This is a genomic window from Bacillus sp. JJ1127 (assembly GCF_036965845.1).
Classification (GTDB): domain Bacteria; phylum Bacillota; class Bacilli; order Bacillales; family Bacillaceae_G; genus Bacillus_A.
This window is the reverse complement of the sequence record NZ_JBALQK010000008.1, coordinates 23,635-29,570: the sequence shown is the minus strand read 5'-3', so window position 1 is coordinate 29,570 and position 5,936 is coordinate 23,635. Positions and strand designations below refer to the sequence as shown.

Annotated in this window: 4 protein-coding genes; 2 read left to right on the top strand and 2 right to left on the bottom strand. The window is 32.6% G+C overall.

The window, feature by feature from the left end; genetic code table 11:
* Positions 1-129: 129 nt before the first annotated feature.
* Positions 130-2,808: a DUF4084 domain-containing protein gene (locus tag V7183_RS01105; protein WP_335358454.1), complete on the top strand. Its 2,679-nt coding sequence runs from the start codon at positions 130-132 to the stop codon at positions 2,806-2,808.
* Positions 2,809-2,850: 42 nt separating this feature from the next.
* Here V7183_RS01105 and V7183_RS01100 read toward each other — a convergent pair whose 3' ends face one another.
* Together V7183_RS01100 and V7183_RS01095 are read right to left on the bottom strand one after the other, a co-directional pair.
* Positions 2,851-2,997 carry a quorum-sensing peptide PapR gene (locus V7183_RS01100; protein ID WP_335358453.1) on the bottom strand — a complete coding sequence of 49 codons (147 nt, stop codon included), beginning with the start codon at positions 2,995-2,997 and terminating at the stop codon, positions 2,851-2,853.
* A gap of 87 nt (positions 2,998-3,084) precedes the next feature.
* Positions 3,085-3,945 (bottom strand): helix-turn-helix domain-containing protein, encoded by an 861-nt coding sequence (locus tag V7183_RS01095; RefSeq protein ID WP_335358452.1) that lies wholly within the window; start codon positions 3,943-3,945, stop codon positions 3,085-3,087.
* A gap of 168 nt (positions 3,946-4,113) precedes the next feature.
* On the opposite strand from V7183_RS01095, the gene V7183_RS01090 reads away from it, so the two are divergent.
* Positions 4,114-5,871, top strand: a complete 1,758-nt coding sequence (locus V7183_RS01090; RefSeq protein WP_335358451.1) for a M4 family metallopeptidase — start codon at positions 4,114-4,116, stop codon at positions 5,869-5,871.
* Positions 5,872-5,936 lie beyond the last annotated feature (65 nt).

Sequence of the window (5,936 nt, the reverse complement as noted above, 5' to 3'; positions counted from 1 at the left end):
TGTAACGTTACGTTGTTTTATGTTAAAAGAAGACGTCGTTTTTATAATGACAAAACCTTTACTTTATATGCTATTATTTAAATTAGCATTTTCCCCTTAGATTCAACTTTATTGAAACGGAGTAATAATATGATTAATCAAAGAAAGTATGTAAATTTTGTTATCATGTATATTCTTATATTTTTCCTTTGGATTATGTTTATTCCTAAAGGCTGGAGCGGAAAGGAGTTTGGCATTATCTTCTTATTTTCCTTCGCTGCTATTTTCTCCTGCGCTTGTTTGTATAAAGCTATCCACAAGATGAAAAGTGGAGAAAAATTATTTTGGATCTTAATCTTATGTACATGTTTATGCAGTTTCATAATGGAAATCACTTTATTTTTACAGTCTTTTTCTATTTATAAACAATCTATACTTTCACACGAGGCAGTTCCCTTTTTCATCATACAATACATTTTATTATTTACTGGTTTTGCAATAAAATTCACAAAACATTATTCTATTAAAGGTCTTTCCCAGTTTTTATTCGATAGCATATTTATCATTATTATGAATATCTATTTTATCCTTACTATCATACTCAACATTTCACAATTTAGCGACATAACAAACGAAATGTGGGTTATAACGGGATACTTCATTGCGCAATCATTAATGATATATGCTGTCATTAGCCTATATAGAAGAGAGCAGCATTCTTCTAGTAGAATTGCGTTAATTATCGGTTTTGCTATTATACTTATTTATGGATATGTTTATATTTTCCAACTAAATAGAGGTGTAGAAATCTCTGCTGAATTTACTTATTTCATCCATACCGCTTCTATACTCTCAATTGGTTTATCCTCACTACTGTATGTATTCAATAAACCAATTCAGCACGAAACAAAGATGAAATATTATCCATTTGATTATGTACGATTTATTTTGCCGTACTTTAGTCTAATCATAACTTTTATCTTTATAATCTCAGAGCTTGCAGACAAAAAACCTATGTTAATTGGATTTGCACTATCTCTTATCTTATTATTCTTAAGACAATTATACATGTGGAAAGCTAATCAAAAACTAATTAATACATATGAAAAGTTGACTACACAATTAGAAGGTAAGGTCGAAGAAGGAGCATTCGCTCTTTCTAAAAGTGAGCAAAGATATAAATCGCTATTTGAGGATCATCCCGATGCTGTATTTTCACTAGATATGGATGGAATTTTCCAGAGTTCGAATAAAGCTTGTGAAAGTCTCTTTACAGCCTACTACTGTGAAGTCACCAGCTATTCTCTTTTACATTTTATTGATGCACAAGACCATGAACTTCTAAATAGAGCATTACAAGTTACAAAAGAAGGCAGGCCCCAAACACTAGAAGTACGAACAAAGAAAAAAGAAGGCTATTACTATTATCTTCAGGTTACACTCATTCCAATTTCAATTGAAAAAGAAGTGGTTGGGATGTTTGGTATTGCTCGTGATATTACAGCTTTATATGAGCAACAAAAACAAGTCGAACATTTAGCATTTCATGACGCACTTACAGGACTACCGAATCGTCGAAAATTCGAAAAAGACTTACGCTCTGTTTTAGATGAGGCACAAACGAATTTAAACGATGTTGCTGTATTGTTCCTTGATCTAGACCGATTTAAAAAAATTAATGATCGTCTAGGACATGATGTTGGGGATTTATTATTAATTGAAGTAGCAAAACGGTTGAGAGGTTGTCTGCGCTCAAAAGATATTGTTGCACGTCAAGGCGGGGACGAATTCACAATTTTACTGCCGGATATGTATTCTGAGAAAAGTGCCGCTTTTATAGCTGATCAAATATTAACAGTATTAAACAAGCCATTCTTTATCCAAGATGAAGAACTTTCTATTACACCAAGTATTGGCATTGCAATGTATCCCGATTATGGCACTCACGCTACAGAATTAATGAAGCATGCAGACATGGCTATGTATCGTGCAAAGGCAAGCGGAAAAAATACATATATTTTCTTCTCAAAAGAAATGAGTATTGCCGAAAATGAAATACACTTTTTAGAAAGCGAGCTTTCTAAAGCGCTACAACAAAATGAATTTTTCCTTGAGTACCAGCCTCAAGTCAATATGAAAACAAAACAAATCATTGGATTTGAAGCATTAATTCGTTGGAAACATCCAAAGCTCGGTACTGTATCCCCAGCACAATTCATCCCGCTGGCAGAGGAAACAGGATTTATTATTGAGCTTGGAAGCTGGATTCTCCGTACCGCTTGTTTAGAAGCGAAAAGATGGCACAATCAAGGTTTTACTCATTTAAAGGTTGGCGTGAACCTATCTGTCGTACAATTTAATCATGCAGACCTCATTCCAACTATTTCAAAAGTATTAGAGGAAACAGAATTAATCCCAGAAGCATTGGACATTGAAATTACAGAAAGCATTGCCATCAATAAGAAGCAATCTGTCATCGAAAAACTAGAACAACTTCAGAAACTCGGTATTCAAATTTCAATCGATGACTTTGGAACTGGCTATAGTTCTTTATCTTATCTAACAAAATATCCTATTAATACATTAAAAATTGCAAAAGAATTCATTAGTGAAATTAAAAATAGTCCTCTAGAAGAAGCGATTATTTCTTCTATTATTACATTGGCAAAAAAACTACAGCTGAATGTTATTGCTGAAGGCGTTGAAACACATGAACAATGGTCATTCTTACATAATCAAAATTGTGACCACATTCAAGGATTCTTAATTAGTAAACCTGTTTCTAGTAAAAATGTCTGGATGTTACTTCAACAAAAAATAACCGTCTAAATTTAGACGGTTATTTTTAATATTTAAAAGACAAGTCAGAAATTAGTGTACAAAAGGTAGGTCAGAAGCTAATTGTACCTCTTGATTATTATCAGCAATCACATGATTTTTTGCTAAAGCTGTACCTCCTGCAGAAATACCCCATGCCATTGCTAATGTCAACAAACTACCAATAAGTAATTTTTTCATATTCCATCCCCCTCATATTGTTTATTTTAATATATCATTAAAACTTATCTATATCATATGCAATTATGCATATCCAATTTCAGGTAATTATTTGTTTATCTTTTTATTTAAAAGTACATCTTTATAGGCATGTAATTCTAATAAATCGAAAAAGAAATAAGCTTTTTCATAAGACTCATGAATTTCTTCCTCTGTGTATCTTAATTTCTCAAGACACTCACCTTTTTGATAATATAGTTCTCCAATCAACACCATACTGTTAATTTGGCAAGAGATTTCGATCGCCTTTTTAACTTGGTAAAGTGCTTCCTCATACTGATTATCTCTATATAATGCCTTAGCATGATTGTATCTAACCTTCACAACAAACTCTTCATTGCTATGCAGGGATTCTAATTGTTTCAATATATTCTCAAATAACTCAATACTCTTTTTGAAATATCCATTCTCCGCATAAATAATAGCGATAGTATTTTCTATGTACAAGTTTTGAAACATGTCAATTCCTACTAATTGTTGATGCAGTAATTTTTTTAATTCCAAAATACAATATTCATAATTTATCTTTTTTGACATATATGCTGCTAAATGGTACTGCCAATGAAGAAATTGTTGAAATTCAGGGTGATATTCCTCCTTTTTTAATTCAGTCCAAACCTTATCATAAATTTCCTTATACCTATTTTGCTTACACAATAATATAATATGATCCTTGAATTGCTTCTTTCTTTCAATATCAGAATAAATGAGAACTTCATAAAAATGAATTATGGGAACTTGTAATTTCGCTGCGATTCCTTGCAGTATATCCATACTTGGATATACTGCACCTGATTCAATTCTACTTACTTCCGATTGATGACATATATTATCAGATAACTGCTTTTGCGTTAAACCCCTCATCATTCTAATCTTCTTTATTTCGCTTCCTAACTTTTCTGCATGCATGTTCGCTCACCATCCCATTACAGTAATCTAATTTTTCTAAGTTGTCATACCACTACAATAATGCCTTTTCGACAATTTTTGATATGAAATAATGCATAATATATATAAAATTCGGCAGATTTTTCATACAATTCATCCCATATAAATACAAGATTAGGAGTGTTAGAGATGAATTATAAAAAAATCGCTAGTGCTTTTTTTACTTTTGGTCTTCTCTGCCCTTTATCAACAGAAGTGATTCACGCCCAAGAAGTTGATAAAAAGGAAGTAAAAGTTGACATTGCTCAGCCCGGTTTAACAATCGGGAAGTTAACAGAACCACAAAATGATACGAAAGAAAATATCGCAAAAAAATACTTAAAAGGCGAAGTAAACGGGGCCAAAGCACAGCAAGACCAAGTTACCACTGACAAAAACGTTGATTTTCAACCTACAAACAAAGAAACAAAAGAAAATCAAACGGAAATACGTCTTGCACAAACATATAAAAATTACAAAGTATACGGCCAAGACCTCATTGTTAAAGTAGATAAAAATGGAGTAATTACAACTGTTAGTGGTAAAGTAGCCCAAAATTTAGAACAACACCCTAATCTTACTATAACAAATTTTTTGTCGAAAAATGAAGTGAAATCTATATTACGTAATGTTCTTCAAATTCCAGATGATGCAGTAGAAAAAGAATTTTCTAGTGAAACTTTCGTTTATACGAAAAAAGATGGAAATTATACATTTACAGAGGTAATGACATTTACATATGAAAATGATGCTCAAATTATAAACGGTCACGCAATCATTGATTTAAAAAATAGCGACGTACTCTTCCAAGAAAAATTTATTAAAAATAAAGAAAATAAATCTATTAATCAAGTAACAGCTCCTCGGTTAACTCCAGCTAAAGAACAAGGAACCGGGATAAATGCACTACAAGAAAATGTATCGTTTCATATCGCAAAAGGCACCGATGGAGAATTTTATTTAGTTGATCTATCTCGCGGAAATGGTATTTACATTTATAATGCAAATTATGCAGATGCAATGGATGGGACAAGTCAAGCTGGTTACCCGGGTACACTTGTCTCTAGTAACACCGCTAATTTTACAGACAAAGAAGCAGCTGGTGTAATGAAAAATATGAGCGATATTTACGATTACTTTAAGAAAGAACATAATTTAAAAAGCTATGACAATAAAGATTCAAAAATCGTTGCTAGTGTACATGGATTTGATTCTGCTGATGTGAAGGGTGGCGTTAAGGAAAACTATGTGAATGCATTTTGGCATCCGGCTTGGAATCAGATGGTATTTGGTGATGGTCTAAACGGAAAATTAACATCTGCTTTAGACGTAACAGCTCACGAATTTGGACATGCCATATTTAGTGGTACAACAAAAAACAAAGTCGTAAGATATCCAAATCTTGAAACAGATGCCCTTAACGAAGGACTGGCCGATTTCTGGGGTACACAGATTGAAATTTATGTAAAAAAAGACAAGGGAAATTGGATAATGGGGGACAGTTTAGATGAAGTAACCCGAGATATTCCAAATGAAATCGGTGACCATGGACGTAAACTATATACAAATTTACAAGACTTTTATAACGATGGAAATAATCAAGAACCTCATGTAAATTCAGGCATTATTAGTCATGTATTATACCAATTGGCTGAAGGCAAAACATACAACGGTGTATCTGTTCAGAAACAAGGAAACAACAAAGTAAGTAAAGTCGTTATGCGCGCTCTACAAAACTATGCAACTTCAGCAGAAGATTTCGAGTCACTTCAATCTCACATTGTACAAGCTGCTAAAGACTTATATGGTAATACAACTTCAGCAGAGTTTGAAAAAGCATTCCAAGCACACGGATATAAACCGTTAACAAACATAAATAAAGTGGTAGAAGTACAAAAAGGAAACTAATATATACATCAATTAAAAAACCGACAAAAACCCCTCTTTTTAGGTGGGGGAGAGCATCTGGCCAT